The sequence below is a fragment of the Candidatus Alkanophaga liquidiphilum genome, from assembly GCF_053996935.1.
This window is the reverse complement of the sequence record NZ_JBMXYC010000048.1, coordinates 1-18,344: the sequence shown is the minus strand read 5'-3', so window position 1 is coordinate 18,344 and position 18,344 is coordinate 1. Positions and strand designations below refer to the sequence as shown.

Annotated in this window: 18 protein-coding genes, 1 tRNA gene, 1 pseudogene and 1 CRISPR repeat array; of the genes and pseudogenes, 4 read left to right on the top strand and 16 right to left on the bottom strand. The window is 52.2% G+C overall.

What is annotated here, in order from left to right; genetic code table 11:
* The 8 genes and pseudogenes from ACXJJA_RS06420 to wtpA all read right to left on the bottom strand — a co-directional run.
* On the bottom strand, positions 1-93 hold a 93-nt coding region (locus ACXJJA_RS06420; protein ID WP_456487390.1), incomplete at its 3' end, for a DUF1646 family protein.
* 412 nt (positions 94-505) lie between these two features.
* Positions 506-859 carry a DUF5615 family PIN-like protein gene (locus ACXJJA_RS06415; RefSeq protein ID WP_456487386.1) on the bottom strand — a complete coding sequence of 118 codons (354 nt, stop codon included), beginning with the start codon at positions 857-859 and terminating at the stop codon, positions 506-508.
* Entirely contained in the window at positions 843-1,121 is a 279-nt protein-coding gene (locus ACXJJA_RS06410) for a DUF433 domain-containing protein (RefSeq protein WP_456487385.1), read from the bottom strand. Before ACXJJA_RS06410 ends, ACXJJA_RS06415 begins: the two co-directional genes overlap by 17 nt.
* Positions 1,122-1,143: 22 nt before the next feature.
* A CRISPR array of direct repeats spans positions 1,144-1,532; the repeat unit is 35 nt; unit sequence GTTTCAATCCTTGTTTTTTTGGACTTTTCTGCAAC.
* A 216-nt stretch (positions 1,533-1,748) separates the two neighbouring features.
* Positions 1,749-2,309, bottom strand: a complete 561-nt coding sequence (locus ACXJJA_RS06405) for a site-2 protease family protein (protein WP_456487384.1) — start codon at positions 2,307-2,309, stop codon at positions 1,749-1,751.
* A 129-nt stretch (positions 2,310-2,438) separates the two neighbouring features.
* Positions 2,439-2,552: transfer RNA gene (locus tag ACXJJA_RS06400), tRNA-Gln, on the bottom strand.
* Positions 2,553-2,576: 24 nt separating this feature from the next.
* Positions 2,577-3,623, bottom strand: a pseudogene (wtpC, locus tag ACXJJA_RS06395) (tungstate ABC transporter ATP-binding protein WtpC); the annotation flags it as partial.
* 19 nt (positions 3,624-3,642) lie between these two features.
* Positions 3,643-4,413 carry an ABC transporter permease subunit gene (locus ACXJJA_RS06390; RefSeq protein ID WP_456487383.1) on the bottom strand — a complete coding sequence of 257 codons (771 nt, stop codon included), beginning with the start codon at positions 4,411-4,413 and terminating at the stop codon, positions 3,643-3,645.
* A gap of 5 nt (positions 4,414-4,418) precedes the next feature.
* Positions 4,419-5,468, bottom strand: coding sequence for a tungstate ABC transporter substrate-binding protein WtpA (wtpA, locus tag ACXJJA_RS06385; protein WP_456487382.1), 1,050 nt, complete (start codon positions 5,466-5,468; stop codon positions 4,419-4,421).
* Between the two features lie 259 nt (positions 5,469-5,727).
* Here wtpA and ACXJJA_RS06380 point away from each other — a divergent pair, with 259 nt between their 5' ends.
* The 3 genes from ACXJJA_RS06380 (at position 5,728) to dph5 (ending at position 8,747) form a co-directional block, all read left to right on the top strand.
* A complete protein-coding gene (locus tag ACXJJA_RS06380; protein WP_456487381.1) occupies positions 5,728-6,777 on the top strand; it encodes a uroporphyrinogen decarboxylase family protein in 1,050 nt (349 codons plus the stop codon).
* Between the two features lie 17 nt (positions 6,778-6,794).
* The gene (locus tag ACXJJA_RS06375; RefSeq protein WP_456487380.1) at positions 6,795-7,685 is read left to right on the top strand and encodes a damage-control phosphatase ARMT1 family protein; all 891 of its coding nucleotides are present in this window, start codon (positions 6,795-6,797) and stop codon (positions 7,683-7,685) included.
* A 282-nt stretch (positions 7,686-7,967) separates the two neighbouring features.
* Positions 7,968-8,747 carry a diphthine synthase gene (dph5, locus tag ACXJJA_RS06370; RefSeq protein WP_456487389.1) on the top strand — a complete coding sequence of 260 codons (780 nt, stop codon included), beginning with the start codon at positions 7,968-7,970 and terminating at the stop codon, positions 8,745-8,747.
* Between the two features lie 327 nt (positions 8,748-9,074).
* Here dph5 and ACXJJA_RS06365 read toward each other — a convergent pair whose 3' ends face one another.
* On the bottom strand, positions 9,075-9,347 hold the full coding sequence (locus ACXJJA_RS06365; protein WP_456487379.1) for a hypothetical protein: 273 nt from the start codon (positions 9,345-9,347) through the stop codon (positions 9,075-9,077).
* On the opposite strand from ACXJJA_RS06365, the gene ACXJJA_RS06360 reads away from it, so the two are divergent.
* Positions 9,325-10,533 (top strand): NosD domain-containing protein, encoded by a 1,209-nt coding sequence (locus ACXJJA_RS06360; protein ID WP_456487388.1) that lies wholly within the window; start codon positions 9,325-9,327, stop codon positions 10,531-10,533. The two genes, ACXJJA_RS06365 and ACXJJA_RS06360, sit on opposite strands and share 23 nt — an antisense overlap.
* Before the next feature lie 38 nt (positions 10,534-10,571).
* Here the strand turns inward: ACXJJA_RS06360 and ACXJJA_RS06355 are convergent, their stop codons facing one another.
* The 7 genes from ACXJJA_RS06355 to ACXJJA_RS06325 all read right to left on the bottom strand — a co-directional run.
* A complete protein-coding gene (locus tag ACXJJA_RS06355) occupies positions 10,572-11,624 on the bottom strand; it encodes an MtaA/CmuA family methyltransferase (RefSeq protein ID WP_456487378.1) in 1,053 nt (350 codons plus the stop codon).
* 69 nt (positions 11,625-11,693) lie between these two features.
* Entirely contained in the window at positions 11,694-12,656 is a 963-nt protein-coding gene (gene mch / locus ACXJJA_RS06350; RefSeq protein WP_456487387.1) for a methenyltetrahydromethanopterin cyclohydrolase, read from the bottom strand.
* Between the two features lie 156 nt (positions 12,657-12,812).
* Entirely contained in the window at positions 12,813-13,466 is a 654-nt protein-coding gene (gene phoU / locus ACXJJA_RS06345; RefSeq protein WP_456487377.1) for a phosphate signaling complex protein PhoU, read from the bottom strand.
* Positions 13,467-13,555: 89 nt separating this feature from the next.
* Entirely contained in the window at positions 13,556-14,458 is a 903-nt protein-coding gene (locus ACXJJA_RS06340; RefSeq protein ID WP_456487376.1) for a ketopantoate reductase family protein, read from the bottom strand.
* Between the two features lie 60 nt (positions 14,459-14,518).
* The gene (locus tag ACXJJA_RS06335; RefSeq protein WP_456487375.1) at positions 14,519-14,926 is read right to left on the bottom strand and encodes a hypothetical protein; all 408 of its coding nucleotides are present in this window, start codon (positions 14,924-14,926) and stop codon (positions 14,519-14,521) included.
* Positions 14,847-17,954 (bottom strand): type ISP restriction/modification enzyme, encoded by a 3,108-nt coding sequence (locus ACXJJA_RS06330; RefSeq protein ID WP_456487374.1) that lies wholly within the window; start codon positions 17,952-17,954, stop codon positions 14,847-14,849. Before ACXJJA_RS06330 ends, ACXJJA_RS06335 begins: the two co-directional genes overlap by 80 nt.
* A 28-nt stretch (positions 17,955-17,982) precedes the next feature.
* The coding region (locus ACXJJA_RS06325; protein WP_498038914.1) for a porphobilinogen synthase at positions 17,983-18,344 on the bottom strand (362 nt) is incomplete at its 5' end.

Here is an 18,344-nt window from a genome sequence, read left to right as displayed (position 1 = left end):
GAAGAAGGGTTCCAAATTCTCCTCGATTTTTCTAACCCTGAAAGGGAGAACCAAAACGAGGATTAGTATTGCGAGGAGCGCCGCCGTTATCATTAGCTTGCTCATCGCTTTCTCTTTACCTAAGCGGTATTTATAGTTTGGCAAATGTGTTCAGTTCACAAGGGCGTCGAAGTGAACTACCCCTCGCCTTACGCAAGGGGCTTCGTGGGAGTTTGCAGGTCGTTGCCTACCTTATCCCCACAGGCGGGTTCACGCCGCCACTACCGGGCATCCTAACGGACTCACGGGCTACTTTCTACCAGCCTTAACGGCTGTTACGAGGATACATTTCCAGAGTATTTAAACTTAACTACCCGCTCATCTCGCTTTCGCATGGGGTCTTGCAAGCAACGGGAAGATAACTTCAATCAGCTTTTATTACACAGGTTCCTACTTGCAGCTTCTTAGGTATTTAATTTTCGTTTTGTTTTTTGATGGATGCTGATGCGCATAAACCCCCAAGTCGCTAATCCAGTTTAAGCTCTCTAATCTTATCTTCTCTGACAACTACAAGTTTTCGCTCGAATCGTATCTCGGATTCGGTTAAAAGCCACTTCAAGCATCCAAAGATATAATCAACGGACTTTGGCGGTATTCTCAAGATAATAACGCCGAAAGGCTTCATCAATTTCCTAAAAATAATCTCTCCAAAGTCCTTGTCGAATGTGATTATGACAGCATTCTCCGATGCTGAAATCTTCACCACCTCCTCATCCTTTAGCCCTCGCTGCAGCTCCGTAACCGATTTAATCTCAACACCCGCCCTTTTGAGCCTATCAACAACTTTCAGCGGGACGTTCTCGTCAGCTACGAACTTCATACTTCCTCGGCGGCAGGTAAACTCGCTCCTCCTTCAAGACGTCTGCGGCGTAGCTTATGGCTTCAAGCACGTCCTCCTTACTCAACTGCGGGTAGTTCTCGAGAATCTCCTCATCACGCCACCCATTTGCAAGAAGCTCAAGAATAAACTCCACCGTTATCCGAGTCCCCTTGATTACAGGCTTCCCACCACAAACCTCAGGGTCTATCTCGATAGGCATACCCCCATTTTGATCGCCCACGCTTATTACTTTACTCCTCATTAAGTCTCATCCTTGTTTTCCTGTTTCAATCCTTGTTTTTTTGGACTTTTCTGCAACGAGGTGAATGCCGAATGGCGGATAAGAATGCGTATGGTTTCAATCCTTGTTTTTTTGGACTTTTCTGCAACCTTAGCGTCTTGCCGCTCAGCGTTACAACGCCCGCGTTTCAATCCTTGTTTTTTTGGACTTTTCTGCAACAAGGGTTCAACAGCCTGAACCCGGGCTGGGAAGTCATGTTTCAATCCTTGTTTTTTTGGACTTTTCTGCAACCCGGAGGCTTTCGGAGCTTAGCGCTTTGGTGGGTTGGTTTCAATCCTTGTTTTTTTGGACTTTTCTGCAACCCGTTGTCAGTGAGAACAATAACCGACGGCGAACGGTTTCAATCCTTGTTTTTTTGGACTTTTCTGCAACCCTACCTAAGAATTCTTCTTTTTGCCATTACTTTTATAATTTTCGCTTTTCCGCATCGTGAATGCGGTTGGCTGCGCGCCAAACCGCTCGGATTTTAGCCGGATTCGGGGTGAGCAGCCAATAAAATCTTGCGTTATCCGTCCGCAACAGGGCATTATTTGGTTGAACATGGCATCTGTCAATCGCTAAGGGCACGCAGCAGCCCTCATAAGAGAATCATATCAGCATGCTGAGCAAGAAAACGGATGCGGTGATGGTCAGCGCTATTAGATAGACGCCTTTATCCCACGCAAGTATTTTCCTGCCGTCGAGGGGTCCAAAGGGGATGAGGTTGAAAAGAGCAATCCATGAATTTATCCAGACGCCGAGCTTGCCGATTTCGTAGAGAACGCCTCCGAGGAAGACAAGAGGGATGAAAGCAGCGGCGAGCGCAACGTTCGTGAGCGGACCTGCGAGCGAGATTTTCCCGTTCTGCTCTCGGGTCACGAAGCCGTAAATCATGACAGCGCCGGGCGCTGCGAAGACCACTCCCATGAAGGCGATTATAATCATGAAGATAAGCATGGTAGCATCCATGCGGAACTCCGCCCAGCAGCCGTAGCTCTGCGCGACGAGCTTATGCGCAAGCTCGTGCAGGACGAACGCCGCCCCGATGGTAAAAAACGACATGAGCATCCCTTGAAACGTAAAGCCAAAGAAGCCTACCGCAAACGCAAATGAAATGGCAAGCCATGCTATCGTAAGCTCTTTTATCTCAGTGCTGCTCGTCCTCACCATGCGGCATCAAGGGTAAAAGGGAGCTCGCTTTTTATATTTGTTGCGTGCGTCGCCAAAGAGGCTTTTGCGGCAACGAGCGGCAAGAAGAAAACAATAACGCACGGAATACGCAAACGCATCAAAATAAAATAGCCCGGCCAGGATTCGAACCTGGGTCGCGGGGTCCAGAGCCCCGCATGATTGACTTATAGGGACGGGGCTTCTCGCTCCACTCGCCCCATTTCCTCTCTACACCACCGGGCTATCGCTACTAAATTCGGCAAGCATTTAAAAAAAGTTTCCGCTCGGCAGAACGTGTGCAGCGGTCGCTTTGAACGTCGCAAATACCTCCTTTGCAGCGTTCAACTGCAATTCTTCGGCAGCCTGCTTCGTCACGAGCGCAACAAGCCCGCAATCAAGCTCAACACGGCAGACCGCTCCAAGTTCCGTGACGGCGGTAATCCGTCCGGCGACGCAGTTCCGAGCGCTACTTTTTGACGGCGTCGTCGAGAGCACGATGTCCTCGGGTCTTATGAGGATTTTGACATTTCCACTTTTGACGTGCGTGACTGCAAGAAGCTCAAAGCCGCCAACCGCCACCCTCGCAACACCGCCGACGTTCTCAACAACCCTGCCGCTCAGGACGTTTTCCACACCGACGAACTCCGCAACCACTTCGTTTTTCGGCTTTCTGAAAATTTCGTGCGGTGTGCCGACTTGGACGATGCTACCTTGCATGAGGACGGCGATGCGGTCTGCGAGCACGAGCGCCTCGGTCTGGTTGTGCGTAACATGCAGCGTCGTCATGCCGAGACTCCTGTGCAGCCTTTTCAGCTCCGTTCTGAGCGTGTTCTGTGTCCGCATGTCAAGAGCGCTCAACGGCTCGTCAAGGAGCAGTATGCGAGGGCGCATCGCTAACGCACGAGCGAGCGCAACCTTCTGCTGCTCACCGCCGCTGAGCGTTTTTGGATTTCTTTTTGCGAGCCGCGAAATGCCAAGCAGCTCCATAAGTTCCTCGCTTCTCGCTTCCGCCTCGTCTCTCGGCATGCCTCGTAGCTTAAGTCCGAACTGCACGTTCTCTTCGACGCTGAGGTGTGGGAAAAGCGCGTAATCTTGATAGACAAAGCCGACGTTCCGCCGCTCCGGCGGGATTTCCGTGGCGTCGGCACCATCTATGAAAATTTTACCCTCATCAGGAGTGTGAAAACCAGCAATCAGCTCAAGCAGCAGAGTTTTGCCGGCACCCGTCGGTCCGAGGATGACGAAGTATTCGCCTCTCTCCACCTTCAGGTTGATGTTTTGCAGCTTGAAGTTCTTGAAGTCTTTGGAGACGTTGTGAAGTTCGAGCGTTCTCTCACCTCCTGCCCCGACTCGGTTTGGTCAAGACCCTAAGAGCAACAAAGACGAGCAGCGAGAGGATGAGGACAAGAGCGACTGCGGAGCGGGCAGCTCTGTAGCCTTCTGAAAGGAAAACTTCCCAGATGTATGTGGAAATGACCATCGGATAGTAAGCGACGGCAATGATTGCTGCGAATTCGCTGACCGCACGAGCCCAGCAGAGAACCGCACCTGCGAGTAAATGGCGGGCGGCGAGCGGCAGCGTCACCCTCACAAACGCCTCAAAGCCAGAAGCGCCGAGCGAGCGGGCGACGTTTTCGAGGCGAACGTCAACGCTCCTGAAGCCTTCCAAGGCAACATCCACGTAAAACGGCACGCTCACGAAGAGCATTGCGGCGACCGTCGCAAAAAACGTTTCTGTGAGCTGCAAGCCAAGAGCTCCGGCGATGCCCTGCCTTGAAAGCACTGAAAGGAGAGCGATGCCTGCTGCCATGTGCGGGATGACTACCGGCACGTCCACAATGCCCTCCACGAACTCCCTGCCAAAAAAATCCTTGCGCGCGAGCACGTAGGCGAGCGGCGTGCCGAGCGCCGCCGCGGTCAAAGTTGCGAGGACTGCAGCGTATGCAGTCAGCCCGAAAATTCGCCAGAACGCCGAGCTTCTTGCGGTTTCCTCAAGAACTTCCCAGTCGAGGAACGCGGAGACAAGCGTGTGGAGCAGCGGTAGCAGTATAAAAACGAGGAGGAGCGTGCCGAGTGCCGAAAAGACGAGCAAGAGGCGTCTCAAGCTTCTCACACCTCCATTTTTGCAACAAGCGCTCCCAACTCCTCAGGCACGTTTCCAATGCCCACCGCCGGAACTAAAGGCGGTTGCCCCGCATCTTCGAAAATCTTGCGTCCTTCAGAGCTGAGCAAGAACTTCACGAACTCCAACGCCAACGTCTTATGCTCTGCGTTCTTAGGCACGGTTACGCCGTAAATAATGGGCTTTCCGATAACTTCCTCGCCTGAAGCGAGACTTACACGCACCCGCTTGTAAATGTCCATATAACGCGGGTCGCTTAAATCGATTTGCGGCGGCAATTCCACAAAGCGCTGATGGTTCTGCACCGCCACGCTCTTGTAGATGAAATAATAATCGATATCGCCAGTTTCGAGCGCGGAAATCAGCTCCATCTCCATACTTGGCACTCTAACACGCTCTGACGGATTTAACTCCTCGGTCCTCGGCACGAGAATCGTGAAGTTTCCATCTCCATCCTCTTCACCGCCTTCGACGCAGCGAATCGCTGTGTTCGCCTCTACGAGGTCATCAAAGATTTGCGAGTCGTTGTAGTAGAGCTCAGCAAGCTGGATAAGCGTCACCGCTCGATACCCGCAAGGGTCGTCGTTGGGGTTCGAGAATCCGAAACGCACATCCTCTCGCCTCAGGACCTCAAACCAGTCCGTCTCGTTGACCTCACCTGCATATCTGCTACGCTCAGTGTAGGCGAGCACGATTTTGTTGCACGCAAACTGCACGCACCAATCCGCATGCTCCGGAAACATCATTTTCGGAATGAGCGAGAAGTCTGCGATTGCAACGACGTCCGCCGCCTTCCCCAGCTCCGTAACTTTACGCACGGTCTTCACGCTGCCCGCCGCTTCCCGCCGCACGTCCACGTCTGGATGCAAATGCTCAAACTCCGCCTCCACCACCTTTAAAGGCTCCGTCAAACTACCCGCGTGCAGGATTCGCAGCTCCGCCCTCTCTGAGATTAAAAGATGCGTTGCAAGCAATGCGGAAACTACGACGAGCACGCCCGCTACGACGACGAGCACACGCATTTTAACCACACGCATTTTAACCACCGATATGTAACTGCAAACATAACGGCATAAATAACTTTTGCTTTTCGTTTGCACCGATAGACGCCAAGACTGAGCGAGTTGTCTCGTTTTCTTTTTTCGTTAGTGGCTGATGAGAGTGTTCCGCTTTGTCCTTAGTCTGCTCGGCGTTTTAGCTTGTTTGGCATTTGGGCTTCTTCACCTCATATCAAACACTTGGGCTTGAACGCAATGCTTTTAAAATGGTTAGAGGAAAAAGGAGAGAGGTGTTAAAATGAACGCTTACGAGCGTGTGATGGCGGTTTTAGAGGGTCGTAAGGACGAGGTGGACAGGCTACCGTGCGTGAACACAGTTTCGACTGCGACGAGGGAGTTCATGGAGGCGACGGATGCGTTTTTCCCAGATGCGCACAAGGATGTTGAAAAGATGGTGCGGCTCGGCGCCGCTGCTCATAAACTCTGCGGCTTGGACAACGTGTCCATTCCGTTTGACATGACCATCGAGGCTGAGGTCTTCGGGGCGCCTATCGACTTCAAGGAGCGGGCTGCGAAGAAGGGGCGTTTCCTGTGGCCGATGAGCAAGCGGTTCATAATCGACGACCCCTCTATGTTCTTCGTGCCTGACGGCTTTCCGAGACTGAAGCGGGTGGCAGTCGTCGAAGAAGCGATAAAAAAGCTGAAGGAGGAGTTTGGGAGCAAAGTGCCTGTGAACGTGTTCATGGTGCCGCCGTTCACGAGTCTCAGCAGCTACCTCGTGGACACAGTCAAGTTCATGATGTGGACGAGAACCGAGCCGCAGAAGATTCATGAGTTCATGAAGGTGGCGACGCCTCGTTTCATAGAAATTGCGAAAGTTTACGAGGAGGCGGGTGCCGACATCATCACGTTCCACGAGATGGGCGGCTCCATGGATAACGTCTCGCCCGACGCATGGCGTGAGTTCGTCGGTCCTTACCTCAAGGAGCTCATCGGCGCTATTAAGGAGAGCAAGACTGTCCTGAACATCTGCGGCCGGACCGAATTCATTATTGAAGACATGGTGCGTGTCGGCGCCGATGCCATCGCCTTCGACGAGCGCACGAAAGTGAGCGTCGCACGGGAAAAGGCGGACTCCGTGAAGAAAGGATATCCCATAATCGGAAACGTCCCCGCAAAGCAGGTCATACACGCTGGGAGCGGCGAACTGATAAAGAAGGTCGTGAAGAAAACTATCGAGGACGGCATAGACATCGTCTCGCCGGGCTGCGACTTCTGGATTGAGACGCCTGTCGAGAAGATAAAGATTTTCGTGAGTGCTGTCGAGGAATACGGGAAGAGGCAGTAACTCCCCCCCCTCTATTTATGAAGCTCCGATATGACTGTATCCCCTGCCTTTTCGACAGGGCGAAGTTCGAATGCGACCTTGCGTTTGGTGAAAGGAACGAAGAGGTCAAGAAGAGGGCGCTGAGGGAGCTTCTTGAATTTTTGCTGGAACATTACGAGGCGCCGCCGTCGCTCGTCGGCACGCAAAGAGAGCGCATCATCCAGAAATTCAGCCGTAAAGATGCATTCTCAAAGATAAAAGAAGAAAGTTACAAGACTGCGCTTGAGATTCTGCCCACAGCCGTGGAATTTTACGAGACGTGCGAGGACAAGCTCGAAGCCCTGATAAGAATAGCAGCAGCAGCCAACTCCATGGAATACGGCGTCAAAGACCACCGCTTCGACAACGAAACCTTTAAAATGGAGTTCCACAGCGTGCTTTCCGAGAAGCTGAACTCGAATCTCACAGAGATAAAAAAGGCGTTCCGCCGCTACGACAAGATTTTATACCTGACGGACAACGCCGGCGAGATCGTATTCGACGTTTTCGTGGCTAACGCCTTCGAGAAGCTGGGGAAGCGTGTAGTGCTCTCGCCGAAGAGTGCGCCAGTGCTGAACGATGCGACTGCTGACGAGTTGAGACGGTTCGAAGCAGAGCTGCGGAGAATGAGCTTGAGCATCCCGGAGGTCGTGCCGAGCGGCGCATGCATCGGCGTCTGCTTAGAGGAGGCGGAGGAAGCGTTTTTACGGATTTTCTGGGACGCAAGCTTTCTGATATTTGCGAAGGGCATGGGCAATTATGAGGCGCTTTCTGAGTTCGATGAGAGACTCAAAGGAAGGCTGATATACGTCTTTAGGGCGAAGTGCAAGCCGGTGGCGAGGAGCGTCGGCGTGCGACGGGGCGAGCTAGTGGCTAAGCTTGTTGTTTAACTCGAAATTGCCCTGAACTGAACTTTGAACGCTACGTTTTTAGGATGATGTTGCTGCTAATCCCCTTCTTTTCAAAGGTGCAGCAGGGGAGGTGGGAAAAAGTATTTATAGCTTACGTTCTATGAACATGTGACGAGGCTGTGGGTATAACCTGCGGTCAGGGGCGTCGTGACCCGCCCGGAGGGGAGCGCCGCAGCAATCGGCACACTCCCCAACCTCGCGCATCCGGTGGATGCCCTCAATGGAGGGAGGAGGTCACGGAGGGGCGAGATTTTAAATGCAATGCTGACGTTCGTGGGGCTTGGCTTGTATGACGAAGCAGACATCACGCTGAAAGGCTTAAAAGCGGTGCGTGACGCTGACGTCGTCTTTGTGGAGTTCTACACGTCGAAGCTTGCGGGCACGACGCTCGAAAGGCTGGAGGCTACGCTGCGCAAAAAGATAAAAGTGCTCACGAGGGAAGACATCGAGGAACGTCCTGAAGAGGTGATTTTGGAGGAGGCAAAGAAGAAGAGCGTCGTCTTGCTGTGCGGCGGCGACCCCATGGTGGCAACGACGCACGTGGATTTGAGGCTACGAGCCATCGAGCTGGGCATCGAAACCAGAGTAATCCACGCACCGTCGATTCTCTCGGCGGCGCCAGGGATTTGCGGCTTGCAGAGCTACAAGTTCGGGAAGTCCGCCACCGTCGCCCCGCCTTACAAGGGGCGCATACCTGAAACGCCCTATGACACGCTCATGCTCAACAGGAAGCACGGGCTGCACACGCTCCTCCTCCTCGACATCTCGATGACTGTCCGAGATGCAATCGAGCTGCTCTTCAGCATTGAATCACAGAAGCGACAGCGAGGCGAGGCAACAAGCGATATCGAACGCATTCTGTTCGTCGGGATTGCGAGAGCGGGGGCGGAGAAGCCTATAGTGCGGGCGGACCTGCCGCAGAAACTGAAAGAATACGATTTCGGAGCGCCGCCGCACACCCTCATCGCCGTCGGCAGCCTCCATTTCATCGAGAAAGAAGCATTAATCAAGCTTGCAGGAGCGTCTTCAGAAATATTTTAAACAGCATCTTCTTTCAAAAGATGCCGCCCGCCTCTGTTTGCTCTTGCAGGATTTCCGAGTTTATTATCACGTTGCAGATTTTATGGGGGGCACTTTCGGGAGAACGTATCTAACAGCTCGTAGTGCTGCTCAAGGTTTTAAATATTCCTTTTTCTCTAAGAGAGACGAGCGACAGGCTCGGGAAGGAGTGGGGTTGCTGCTTCTTCTCGCACGGGGCGAGTCTCTTCTCGCGTGGGAAGGAATAGCTTCGCCGCTTCTTCTTGACACCGAACGAGGAGGGAGAACATGAGAAGCTCACTGCTCTTGGTATTGGGCTTCGTCGCCCTCTTAGCGCTGACGACCGCCGCGAACGCCGCCACGATTTACGTGCCGGACGGCTGCCCGACAATACAGCAAGCGGTGAACTACGCATCGCCCGGCGACGAAATCGTCGTGCGCGACGGCACTTACTACGAAAACATAATCGTAGCCAAGTCTTATCTGACAATCCGCTCTGAAAACGGCTCTACAAACTGCTTCATTAAGGCTAACGACTCGGCAGCCCACACTATTTACCTGCGTGCCGCTAACCATGTGAATATTCAGGGCTTTACTTACCATCTTCGGAGGCGTAAATGCTGTTGTAATCCGCTTATACGGTGCGAACTTCTGCGAGATAAAAAACAACGTGGTCTCCGGACCAGGGTTTGTCGGCATCCAGCTCTATCAGTCAAACAGCAACACGATATCCGAAAACGCTTTCTCAGACTACGAGCAGCATGGCATCGCAATCCAAGAGTCATGTGACAACAAGATAAACAATAACACCGTCTCGGACACCGAGCTTTGCGGCATCTTCATGGACAACTCAAGCGACAACGAAATACGGGATAACACGGTCTCGGACACCGGGACGTGGTCCGCCATCCAGCTATCTTCATCAGACGGCAACGAAGTATTCTTCAATACCATCTCGAACGCCGGCAGCACTGCCATCTACCTTTCCTCATCAAGCAACAACGCGGTATGCCACAATAGCATTTCATATGCCCAGGGGAACGGTATTTCCCTCGCCTATTCATCCAATGATAATATAATATACGGCAACACCATCTCGAACACTAATTTCAAGGGCATTCGACTTCACAATTCGAGCGAGAACGTAGTGTCCATGAACACGATATCGAACAACGACGGCTCTGGCATTTATCTTATTAACATAGCCGTGGGTGACAACACAATTCGCAACAACAACATCTCGAACAACGACGAGCATGGCATCTGCCTCATTTCCGCAAATCAAAACCGGATATGGCATAATACCATTTTGGACAACGCATTGAACGGCATCCGCCTTGAAAACTCCGGAGGCAATAGTGTGCAGTGCAACTGGCTGCAGAACAACTCCTGCGGCGTCTATCTTTACGGCATAAAGACCACAGAAATATCATTCAACAGCATCGTGGCAAACGGCGTTTATAACGTGACGACGGGCGGCTACGAGTGGCAGCTCTACAACGACCAAGACGCCGACGTGCTCGCAGAGGTCAACTACTGGGGCACTGATGACGCCTCGGTCATCGAGGCGAGCATCAAGGATGATGACGAGGACCCCAGCCTCGGCGCCGTGGACTTCGTGCCGTTCCTAGCATTACCGGCGCCGTGCGCCCCCGGCCCGACGCCCACGCCGACACCAACACCGACGCCGACACCAACACCGACGCCGACGCCGGTGCCGGAATTCACGAGCGTGGCGTTGATTGCGGCGTTCATAATGGCGCTTCTCGTCCTGCTGAGGCGCAGGTAAAATACTCCAATTTATCTTTTTTTACATTATCGGTGTCGTTACTTCCTTGCCAGCCTGCCCAGCCGCCCGTATTTCTTTCCGGCTTCTGCCAGCGCCTTCATGTTTGCAAGCGGCGTCCTCGGCGCAAACCCGCAGCCCGGCGCCAGCACGTCTATGCCCTCCTCTATGCATTGCTTAGCCTCTTCTATCACGTCTTTAGGGCTTTTCTTCAACAACGTTACAGTCGGGCTCACGTTTCCACAGAGCGCAACCTTGTCGCCGACGATTTTTCTGGCGTCGGCAACTGGCGTCTCCTGCCCGATGCTGACGGCGTGCACACCGAGTTCCGGTTGTTTTCCGAGGATATGCCTTGAATCTCCGCAGAGGTGTTGTATTACGTAGGCGCCTTGCTCTTTTATCTTCTTCACCCCCTGCTCATACCAAGGCCATGCGAACTCCTCGCACTGCTTCGGCGAAATAGTGCAAGTGGGGGTGTCATTGTAGAAAATCGTATCCACGCCCCTTTTTATTCCGGCCTTCGCATATTCCATGCTGGACTCGTGGCATACGTCAACGACCTTCTTGAAAAGTTCAGGCTCTCGCATCATCCACATGGAGCCAGTAGCCACGCCTGTCACGGACACAAATGCCTCTAAAAACGCCCCCGGGACCTGTAACACCAACGGCACTTTTTCCCTCTCGCATTCCTCAGCCAAAATCTCAATGGCTTTCATCACCGCCGGATATCTACCATCCCTCTCAGGGTCGGGCACGAAAAGTCTGTCCACGTCCTCGGGCTTCTTCACAGGGAACTTTTTGAGAACAGGCATGTTGTCATTTTTCCACTTGTCCAACTCACCGCCCCAGATTTCCGCATCAAAATAGCCCTCATAAGGTATGCGCACGCTCTCAAGCCCACCTATTTCATACGCTGCCCATGAGAGCCTTGCCATTTTCTCGGCGTCCCAAAAAGCCTCGGGCCATGCGGCGCCGCACGCCTCCATAAGCTCAACGATGCCGTTTTGCGTTATTCCCGTCACGGGGAGCCTATCAACAGGCTTCAGCTCTAAAGCCGCATGAAACCTTTCTAAACAGGTCATCTCCTCTGGCATAGAAACCCCTCATTTCTTCTTCGTCCCTAAAATATTAAAAACTGATACAAAGATGAAGAAAAAAGGTAGTTAAATCATTTCTAAGCCGAAGGACTGCAGCAGCACGTCCTCGTTTATTCTTCCGCAAGAGAAGGTTTTTCCACTTTTTATCTCGTTTATCGTGATTTCGGCGGGGGCAAATACGCCGGCGTCCACCTTGTAGAAATCGAAGCCCGCCTCTTTAAAGGTGACGTAGAACGGCTTTCCGTAGCTGCTTGATGTTTCCGAGGGCGCCTTTTTCAAGAACTCCTTCAGTTCGTCGAGGTTCTCGTATTCGACGACGTAAAACGTGCGTCCGCAGTAAATGATGCAGTCGTTCGTGGAGCCCATGCACTTGACGTCGTCGCCGACTATCGGAGCAATCGGCGCAACGCCGTGTCCGTGCTTTATTTTGTTTATATCAAAGCCTATGGACTCAAGTTTGTGGATTCCTGTCTCTACGACTCTTGCCGAAATTTGCACGCTTCCTGCGACGGAGGCGGTCGGCGCAATCGCTATGTACAGGTCCTCAGGGCGCACGTCGCACTCCTGCGCAATTTTTTCCGCAACATTCTCGTCGGGAATCTGGCGACCTTCGAGCACAAGCACTGCTTCCTCCGCAACATCTTCATAACCAATCTCCTCATAAAGCTTCTTCGGCTTCTTTGCGAGCGCCCTTGCGGGACCAGAGCCCATAGCGAAGAACTTTTCCACTTTTATCTGCCAGCCGGCGTATTGTGACGCCATGCACGAGAGAATCGGAAAGTCTGTCGTGACTTGAATTGCAGGAAACGCCCGCCCTTTAAGTGCTACGCTTGTGAATCTTATATCAGCGAGGTCTGCCATGCAGATTCTCGCAAGGTAGAGTCCGGCTTCGAAGCCGCCCGGCTCGTTCACACCAGCGTCTATAATCGTCGTGCCGTTCGCCAGTTCCTCGACGCCCACTTTCAGTTCGTCGGCGAAATCCATCATTTCCTCAAAAACGTCCAACGCATGCTCATTCACGCTTATCATCTTACCATCACCCATAATAGCCCATAGGAAGCCACACCCTCCCTCCCTGCTTAAGCCGTCAGCAATACCCCTTAAGGGTTCGAAGATAAATAATTAACTACAATTTTCAGGACGGAATTCTGCGGCTCAGCGGCCTGTTGCCCGTCTTTAAGCTGCTCATTCAAACTTCCGCCGCTCGCCAGTGACCATGTAGTAGATGCGAGATGCGATGTTGCAGGCGTGATCTGCGATTCTTTCAAGGTGGAGCGCCACGAAGAGAAGGTGGCTGGCATTCCTTATTGTGCGAGGGTTTTCTATCATTATCGTGATAAGCTCCCGTCGCACTTGGTCGCACAACGCATCCACCAAATCGTCCCGCTCGGAGAAGTTCATCAAGTTTTTGATGTTCCCCGTTGAGAACGCATTAAGACCGTCTTCGATCATGCCCTGCGCAGTCTCAGACATCCTCGGAATGTCCACCAAGGGCTTCACAAAAGGTTCGTCTGCTATTTTCAGGACTATGTTCGCTATATCGCCTGCGAGGTCGCTTATCCTGTCGAGGTCCGTTATTATTTTCAAAATTGTTCCTATAGCCCTCAAATCCGATGCAAGAGGATGCTGCAACGCAAGAAGCTTCATGCACCGATTTTCCAAGTCGAACTCCAGCTCGTCTATCACAATGTTGCCCCTTATCACCTCAGAGGCAAGCTCTGCGTTCCTCTTAACCAGCGCTCGCACGGCATTCTCAGCCGCCTGCTTTGCAAGCTCGCCCATCCGCAACGTGTCCTTCTTGAGGCGGTTCAGCTCCTCGAAGTAATCACTACGAGCCATCTTATCCAGTCCCTCTTTAGCTTTATTATTTTAAATTTGTGATGCGCAATGGCTCTGAGCCGCAACGGACGGGCTGCAGAAGGTTGAAGTCAGTATTTCATGTTTTTGACCAAGGCGTGCAGTGTCTTGTTTACAAGCGCCTTCATGCGAAGTTTTTCTGCAAGCCTCACGATTTCACCGCTTATTGCATCTATTTCCGTGCGTTTTCCCCGTTTGACATCCTGTAGCATGGAAGACTCATTTTTTCCGGTCTTAGTCGCCACCTCCACAGCTTTCTGGACGGCAGCCTCCACGTCGATTTCGACGCCAGCGTGTCTTGCAACGGACGCCGCCTCGCGGGCGGCGGCTTCCATCAACCATCTCAGCTCGCCACGCAGCAGCTCTTCGTTCCTGACGCGTGCGACTGCAGTTATCGGATTTATTGCGGCATTAACGATAAGTTTCTCCCAGATTTTCTTGCGGATGTCCGTGACGGCTTCCGCCTTTATGCCGCCGTCGTTGAGAATCTCGCAAATTCGCAGGGCGCGCTTTGAAATTTCGCCATTAAGCTCGCCTATGAAGGTGTCGCCGACGCCCGTGTGGACGACGTGCCCCGGCTCTTTTAGAAGTGCGCCATAAGAGGTGACGCCGCCGAGGACGTGCTTCGCGCCCAGGATCTCGGAGAGCCGTTCCTCGTTGCCCAAGCCGTTCTGCAGGCTGACGACCGCCGTCTCCTCGTGAATACAGGGTTTGAGCTGTTTTGCGGCGGTTTCCGTGTCGTAGGACTTCACGGTGAAGAGGACGATGTCCGGCGTTTCTGCGGCTTCCGGCGCCGTCACCGCCTTAACATCTACGGTGACGTTCGTAAGTCCTGAGATTCTGAGCCCGTGCTTTTTAATGGCGGCAACGTGCCACTCGCGGGCGACGAGCGTGACGTCGTAGCCTGCGTTCGCGACGAGCCCGCCGAAGAGGCTGCCGAGGGCGCCGGCGCCCATGACCATTATTTTTTCCATCGTCCATGATTGGGAGACTTCTTGATATAATCTTATCCTGACGCTCAGAATTTACCGGCATCAAAAGTACAGCTTCAGCAGGACTACACTCAATAACATGATTGCCAGCAAGATGAACGAAGCTATTCCTGAAGTCATTTTAACCTTGTATCTCGCCCTCGCAAGCGCTAACGCTACTATAAGGTCGCGTTCCAAGCCGTCAACCCTCCTCCATAAGTCATCACAGCGCCTTATGGAGAACACGGTCTCTCCGAGTAGTAACTCGTTCTTTTCTAGTTGAAAACGTAGCCGTACTTCTTTAGCACCATTGTCGTCAATTCCACTAGGTTCGTTTTTGACATCATCTATTACACTTTCCCAACCTCTTATAAAGTCTCTGAGTTTGTCCTCAAGCTTTTTCCCAGCGATACCACGTTCGACGCCCCTCTTTATTGCCTCCCTTCTTACCGCCTCTTCTAAAGACATCATCAATTCTCTTTTGCACTTCAATCGTTCTGCTAATCGCCTCTACAATCTTCCTGTAGCGCTCTATCTCGTCCAAGGATAAGGTCCGTCCTTTTCTGTCCTTTAAATACTTCTCCAACACTCGGTAGGCGCCGATTTTGTAGTCCCACACTTCCTTAGGGGCGCCTTCGAAGTACTGCGTCTTGTTGAAATATACACGTTGCTGCTTCTCGTCGTAACGCACCCGCTCCACCTTGTTCGTGCCGCTCTTTGGGAACTTGACGCCGCTTTTGCTCAGTGCGGAGTGCTTGAGGAGGTGAAGCTCCACGAGCTCCTTGCCAAGCTCGCTCAGCCGCTCGAAGCTCGCACGGTCAGAGGGCAGCGGCACCCTCGGAAAGTCGATGCGCAAAAACTCCTCATAACGCTTGCGATACGTCGGCGAATACAAAACCGCATAGATGTAATAGAAAAGCTCCTCCGGCGTAGGCTCCTCCCCTATCCTCGCTCTCACCGCACTCAAAAATTCCTTCTTGAAGTTGGGGCGACGCTTGCCTCCATCGTAAAGGTAAAGCGGGAAACAACAAGTATTGTCTCCAAGGGGGTTTCTATCAGGAACCTCCGAGACGACGAAGGCGTGTCTGAAGTCAAAGACTTTGATGTAGCGGCTTTTTTTCAGTGCTAAGCCTAAGTTGTCGCTCAAAAGATTTTTCATGGTTTCATGACGCAGCCTACTGAGGAAGTTGCAGTAATATGTGAACCTTGTATCAAAGGGACGGTAGGCATATGGGATGATAGCTTCTCTGGAGAATGCCTCCTTCCTCAAAAGTTCCTTCCTGCGGGTTTTTATCTTCCACCCGCTCGTTTCTCTTAAATCGTAGCGTGCTTTTAAATCTTCTAGCGTCACTCTGGGATCGAGAATGTCGCTAAAAACCCTCTCGACGTGTTTGGGGGTAAATCCCACCAAGATGTCGTCCTTACCCGTTTCCACGCCGCTCGACCACTTCTCGAAGATGTCCGTGACTCTCCAAAACTCCTCGTACTCCTCCTGCAATGAGAAATCCTTAGGGACGAAGAAGTAATAGGGCGGGGCGGGCTTGATTTCTGTCCAGTTCGTAGTTTCGACATCGTTATTGCGCAGGAAGTTCAGCTTTTCCTCCCTCGTCCCCCAGAGGTCGGCGTAATAGACCTTTTTCTCCCTCGGCGCCAGCTCCAGCTTCACGAAAATCCCTATGGCGACGCCCTGCTGGATGTCGAAGATGTTTTCGTCCCTCTCGCCGTTGGGTGGCGTCTCGCCCTTCCTTGAAGAGCCGTGCAGGTTCAGGATGTAAATCTCATCGAAGGTTTCCAAGAGCCTCTTTCGCATCCCTCGGTGGATGACGCCGTCGAGGTATGCGTTGTTCGTGATGAATGCCAAAATCCCCTTGCCCGTCTTCTCCAGTTTCCACTGGGCGAAGCGGATGAATTTGATGTAGTCGTCGGAGAGCGGCTGTATGTTCCGTTCGCCACGAACATCTCTCTTATAGTCTTGCATAAGCTCCTCGATGAACTTTGACTTATTCTCGGAGCTTACGGAATACGGCGGGTTACCAAGAACTACAAGAATCGGGATTCTCTCCTTAACCTCCTCCGCTCGCTTGCCTTCTTCGGTGAGTTCCATCAACAGCGGCGCTTCACTCGGCTTTCTCATTTCCAGCGTGTTCGTAAGGTAGAACTGGAACCTGTCGGGCTCTCGTAGTTCTGAGCGGTCGGGGGGAGAGGTTTCACCAAGTTTATACCCCCAGCGGTCCTCTAAATATTTCGCGACCCGCAAATGTCCAATCACGTAAGGAACGAGCGATATCTCAAAGGCATAAAAGTTTTTGAGGATGTGATGCTTGATATAAAACGGAATAAGACCGCCTAAGCCTCTACTCTCAAATTCCGCCAGAGCACGCCCTATTGCCCGAATCACGAACGTCAGCGTCCCGGCAGCAGGATCGAGAAGCTTCACGCCCTGCTCCGCAAGCCCCAGCTCCAGTCCGAACTTCGTCTGCAGCAGTTTATGAGCCGACGCCACGATGTAAGCAACGACGCCAACAGGCGTATAGTAAATGCCAAGACGTTTCTTCTCTGTAGGGTCATATTCGCCAATGAACGTGTCATAAAAGTGAATAATGGGGTCGTCGAAGAGGACATCCTCCTTGCTGAGAAGAGAGGTAACATCTACCCTATTCAGCACGCCACAAATATCATCAATGACCCAGCTCAGCGCCTCCGGGCAATCAGGACCGCTGGAAATGTGGAAAATCTTACGGAGCAGTGGCATCGTTATAAACATCCAAGCGTTGTTCCGCCGTACTTCTTCGCTTCCCGCCATCACTTTCGCTGCAAACAACCCGTAAGCAAGCGTTTGCGCATACAAATCTGCAAACTTCTCGTCAGTTAAACCCTCGATGAGCGTGTGTTTGAAATATGTTAAGAGCTGAGACAAGAAAATATCGCCATCTTTAAGCTCCTCTAAGATAATGTCTCTTGCGAATTTCGTCTTCTTCGCAAGCACGGATGCCAGCCTCGAAGCATCTTGAATCTCAGGCATTGAGAAGTCGTAAAATTTGCTAACGAGATCGAGGAAGGTTTTTAGGTGTTTGTTTGAGACACTAGGAGGCTTCGGTCCGCTCAGGTCAGATGCATCGCATAACTCCGCAGTACTCACAAGCTTGCCGTTCCCGTATAGCCTGAATTGCAGGAAGTTCGTCAGAATGAGGTTCGGAAACGCATTCCTATACCTCTGGAGCTGCTTGGTCCGCTCTTCTCTCTCAAGGTCTGCCTCTAAGGGCTTTGCTTCGATGTATCCCACGATTTCTGTTCCTCTTCGGACGATGAAGTCTGGAAAGCCCGCTTTCGTCTTCTTGGGCGCAGAAATAACTGTGCATCCGTCCCCAGATAAGGCTTCGAAAAGCCGTCGTAAGCATGGGTAGAAACTTGGCTCTGTGAAGTCCCCTCTCGTGTAAATGTTGTGGATTTCCCTGATGTAGGAGGCAATCACGTTTGCCTTTCGCACACTCACGTTCATTTTTGTATTATGATCGGTTAAATTTGCTTTAGGTTGATTCTAACGATCGTCGTTGCCACCAGCTCAGATCCTTAAGCATCCTCGCCACGTCCTTTGCGAAATACGTGAGTATGAGGTCGGCGCCCGCCCTTTTGATGCACGTCAGCACTTCTATCACCGTTTTGCGCTCGTCAAGCCAGTTGAGCGACGCTGCCGCTTTTATCATTGCGTATTCGCCGCTAACGTTAAAAGCGGCGGTCGGGACGCCGAACTTCTCCTTTACCCTGTAGAGGACGTCGAGGTAGCACATTGCGGGCTTCACCATCACGATGTCCGCTCCTTCTTTCAAGTCGAGCTCGACCTCTCTCAGCGCTTCGAGGGCGTTCGCAAAGTCCATTTGATACGTGCTGC

Excerpts from the sequence above, each read along its gene's own strand:
- ACXJJA_RS06405 (WP_456487384.1), bottom strand. The coding sequence starts at position 2,309 with ATGGTGAGGACGAGCAGCACTGAGATAAAAGAGCTTACGATAGCATGG.
- mch (WP_456487387.1), bottom strand. The coding sequence starts at position 12,656 with ATGATAAGCGTGAATGAGCATGCGTTGGACGTTTTTGAGGAAATGATG.
- ACXJJA_RS06375 (WP_456487380.1), top strand. The coding sequence starts at position 6,795 with ATGAAGCTCCGATATGACTGTATCCCCTGCCTTTTCGACAGGGCGAAG.
- ACXJJA_RS06335 (WP_456487375.1), bottom strand. The coding sequence starts at position 14,926 with ATGATGTCTTTAGAAGAGGCGGTAAGAAGGGAGGCAATAAAGAGGGGC.
- ACXJJA_RS06410 (WP_456487385.1), bottom strand. The coding sequence starts at position 1,121 with ATGAGGAGTAAAGTAATAAGCGTGGGCGATCAAAATGGGGGTATGCCT.
- phoU (WP_456487377.1), bottom strand. The coding sequence starts at position 13,466 with ATGGCTCGTAGTGATTACTTCGAGGAGCTGAACCGCCTCAAGAAGGAC.
- dph5 (WP_456487389.1), top strand. The coding sequence starts at position 7,968 with ATGCTGACGTTCGTGGGGCTTGGCTTGTATGACGAAGCAGACATCACG.
- ACXJJA_RS06330 (WP_456487374.1), bottom strand. The coding sequence starts at position 17,954 with ATGAACGTGAGTGTGCGAAAGGCAAACGTGATTGCCTCCTACATCAGG.
- ACXJJA_RS06340 (WP_456487376.1), bottom strand. The coding sequence starts at position 14,458 with ATGGAAAAAATAATGGTCATGGGCGCCGGCGCCCTCGGCAGCCTCTTC.
- ACXJJA_RS06355 (WP_456487378.1), bottom strand. The coding sequence starts at position 11,624 with ATGCCAGAGGAGATGACCTGTTTAGAAAGGTTTCATGCGGCTTTAGAG.
- ACXJJA_RS06365 (WP_456487379.1), bottom strand. The coding sequence starts at position 9,347 with ATGGTAAGTAAAGCCCTGAATATTCACATGGTTAGCGGCACGCAGGTA.
- ACXJJA_RS06415 (WP_456487386.1), bottom strand. The coding sequence starts at position 859 with ATGAAGTTCGTAGCTGACGAGAACGTCCCGCTGAAAGTTGTTGATAGG.
- wtpA (WP_456487382.1), bottom strand. The coding sequence starts at position 5,468 with ATGCGTGTGGTTAAAATGCGTGTGCTCGTCGTCGTAGCGGGCGTGCTC.
- ACXJJA_RS06380 (WP_456487381.1), top strand. The coding sequence starts at position 5,728 with ATGAACGCTTACGAGCGTGTGATGGCGGTTTTAGAGGGTCGTAAGGAC.